Raw genomic sequence first — 2,969 nt, forward strand, 5'->3', positions numbered from 1 at the left:
AAAACGGAATATTCTTGAAGATTATCGAAACGCATTCGGTTCAGATCCTCCCGCGATTTCAGGCGTCGCCGTCATGACGGATACAGATAATACCGGTGAGTTGGCGGTCGCCTTTTTCGGGGATATCGCGTTTGAGAAATTTTAGCGGCATTTCGTGTTTTCGTGATGTGTGTTTGGTTTCTTCTGTCGCAATCCTCCTCAAAATCCGGCGATTTTCTCCATATCCCTGTGATATTCCTGCAGGGACCTGACTTTCGGTGCGCCGCCGCGGCGGGCTGCAATGCCCTTGGCTGCTGCAACCGCCGCGGCCGTGGTGGTGATGTAAGGCACCTTGTATTTAATGGCCGCCTTGCGAATGCGCGAGCTGTCAAGGGAGCTCTTTCTGCCGCTGGGCGTATTCACCAGCAGGTTTACCGCGCCGTTTTTTATGGCATCCACCAGATCCGGCCGGCCATATCCCAGTTTACGCAAGGGCGTATTTTCAATATTCCTTTCCGCCAGAAAGTAGTGGGTCCCTTCGGTGGTCATGATGGTGAATCCCAGTTCCTTGAAGAGTCTGACAGCTTCGAGGGCGGCGCTTTTGTCCCGGTCCGCAATGGTGAACAGAACGGATCCTTCCAGGGGCAGCGGGGACTGGGTCGCTTCCTGTGCTTTAAAAAATGACCGCCCGTAGGAATGGGAAAGGCCCAGCACTTCGCCGGTGGATCGCATTTCCGGTCCCAGAACCGGATCCACCTCGGGAAACATATTGAAGGGGAAAACGGCTTCCTTGATACCGAAGTGGGGTATGAAACGATGCTTCAGCCCGAGATCCGCTATTTGTTGACCGAGTATGACCTTCATGGCGATTTTGGCCATGGAGATGTTGCAGACCTTGGATACCAACGGCACGGTTCGCGATGCCCGGGGATTGGCTTCCAGCACATATACGGTGTTTTCAAATATCGCGTATTGAATATTCATCAGCCCGACGACGTTCAGCGCGATGGCGATCTTGCGGGTGTATTCGTTGATGGTTTCGATATGCTTCGGCGCAATGCTCACCGGCGGAATCACGCAGGCGGAATCGCCGGAATGAATTCCGGCCAGTTCAATGTGCTCCATGACGGCGGGCACAAACGCATTTGCACCGTCTGCAATGGCGTCAGCCTCGGCTTCAATGGCGTTGTCCAGAAACCTGTCGATGAGGATGGGCCGCTGGGGCGAAAGCTCCACCGCCGCTTCCAGATAGAACTTTAGGGATTCCTTATCCTGCACCACTTCCATTCCCCGCCCGCCCAGGACATAAGAGGGCCGGACCATTAAGGGGTAGCCTATTTTACCGGCGATTTCCTGAGCCTCGGCCATGGTTCTGGCCATGCCGGATTCAGGCTGGGGAATGCCCAGCTCCCGCATGATGTGCCGGAAGCGGTCCCGATCTTCCGCCAGGTCGATGGTGTCAGGGGATGTCCCCAAAATCTTTACGCCCAGCGCCTCAAGTTCCGTGGCGATATTGAGGGGGGTCTGACCGCCGAACTGGACAACAACGCCTTCCGGTTTTTCTTTTTCATAGATGCTCAACACATCTTCCACTGTAAGCGGTTCAAAATAGAGCTTGTCAGATGTGTCGTAATCGGTGGAAACGGTTTCAGGGTTACAGTTCACCATAATGGATTCATAGCCTGCTTCGCGGATGGCCATGGCGGCATGCACGCAGCAGTAGTCAAACTCGATGCCCTGCCCGATACGGTTGGGACCGCCTCCCAGGACCATGATTTTTTTACGGTCGCTCACCGGAACCTTGTCTGCGGCGTTGTAGGTGGAATAATAGTAGGCTGCATTTTCAACACCGCTTACCGGCACGGGTTCCCATGCCTGGTTCAGGCCCAGTGCCTTTCTTTGTTCGCGAATCCGCTTTTCGGGCAGGTTGAGCAGCATGGCCAGGTAGCGGTCCGCAAAGCCGTCTTTTTTGGCCTGAATCAGCAGTTCGTCGGGCAGGGCGCTATCCCGGCAGGCCAGTATTTTTTCCTCCAGCTCCACCAATTCTTTCATCTGTTCGATGAACCAGGGTTTGATATGGGTCTTTTGGTAGAGTTCGTTCACGTCGGCGCCTTTTCGCAGCGCTTCATACATCAGAAACTGACGTTCGCTGCTTGCAAAATCCAAGCGGTCCATGAGTACCCGCAGGGAAAGAGAATTGAAATTTTTGACGAATCCCAGGCCGTAGCGGTTGATTTCAAGGCTTCGAATGGCTTTTTGCAGGGCCTCCTTATAGGTTTTACCAAGGCTCATGACTTCGCCTACCGCGCGCATCTGAGTCCCCAGCCTGTCCTGGGCCCCTTCAAATTTTTCAAATGCCCAGCGGGCGAATTTGACCACCACATAGTCGCCCGAGGGTGTATACTTTTCCAGTGTTCCTTCACGCCAGTAGGGTATTTCATCCATGGTGAGGCCGCCTGCGAGCAGGGAAGAGACCCTGGCAATCGGAAAACCGGTTGCCTTGGATGCCAGAGCGGACGAGCGGGAGGTTCGCGGGTTGATTTCAATGACAACGACACGGCCCGTTTCCGGATCGTGGGCAAACTGGATATTGGTGCCGCCGATGACCTCAATGGCTTCAACGATGTCATAGGCATACTTCTGCAGACGCTCCTGCAGCTTCAGGGCGATGGTCAGCATGGGGGCCGTACAGAAACTGTCGCCGGTGTGGACGCCCATGGCATCCACGTTTTCGATAAAACAGACTGTAATCATCTGGTTTTTGGCATCCCGAACCACTTCCAGCTCCAGCTCTTCCCAGCCCAGCACGGATTCTTCAACCAGAACCTGGTTGACGAAACTGGCCGCCAGACCGCGGGCGGCGATCGTGTTTAGTTCCTCGATGTTGTAGACCAGCCCGCCGCCGGTTCCTCCCATGGTGTACGCAGGGCGGATAACCACCGGATACCCCAGCGCTTCTGCGGCCGCTTCAGCATCTTCCACCGTAGTGA

At 54.9% G+C, this 2,969-nt stretch carries 2 protein-coding genes; one reads left to right on the forward strand and one right to left on the reverse strand.

The window, feature by feature from the left end; translation table 11 throughout:
- Positions 1 to 10 precede the first annotated feature (10 nt).
- Complete coding sequence (locus tag R6V78_RS03440; RefSeq protein ID WP_410287931.1) at positions 11 to 145, forward strand: DUF3047 domain-containing protein; 135 nt, start codon at positions 11 to 13, stop codon at positions 143 to 145.
- Positions 146 to 198: 53 nt separating this feature from the next.
- On the opposite strand, the gene carB is transcribed toward R6V78_RS03440, so the two are convergent.
- Positions 199 to 2,969, reverse strand: a 2,771-nt coding sequence (gene carB, locus R6V78_RS03445) for a carbamoyl-phosphate synthase large subunit (protein ID WP_410287930.1), incomplete at its 5' end; no start/stop codon positions are given.

The organism is Desulfosarcina sp. (genome assembly GCF_046496365.1).
GTDB lineage: Bacteria > Desulfobacterota > Desulfobacteria > Desulfobacterales > Desulfosarcinaceae > Desulfosarcina.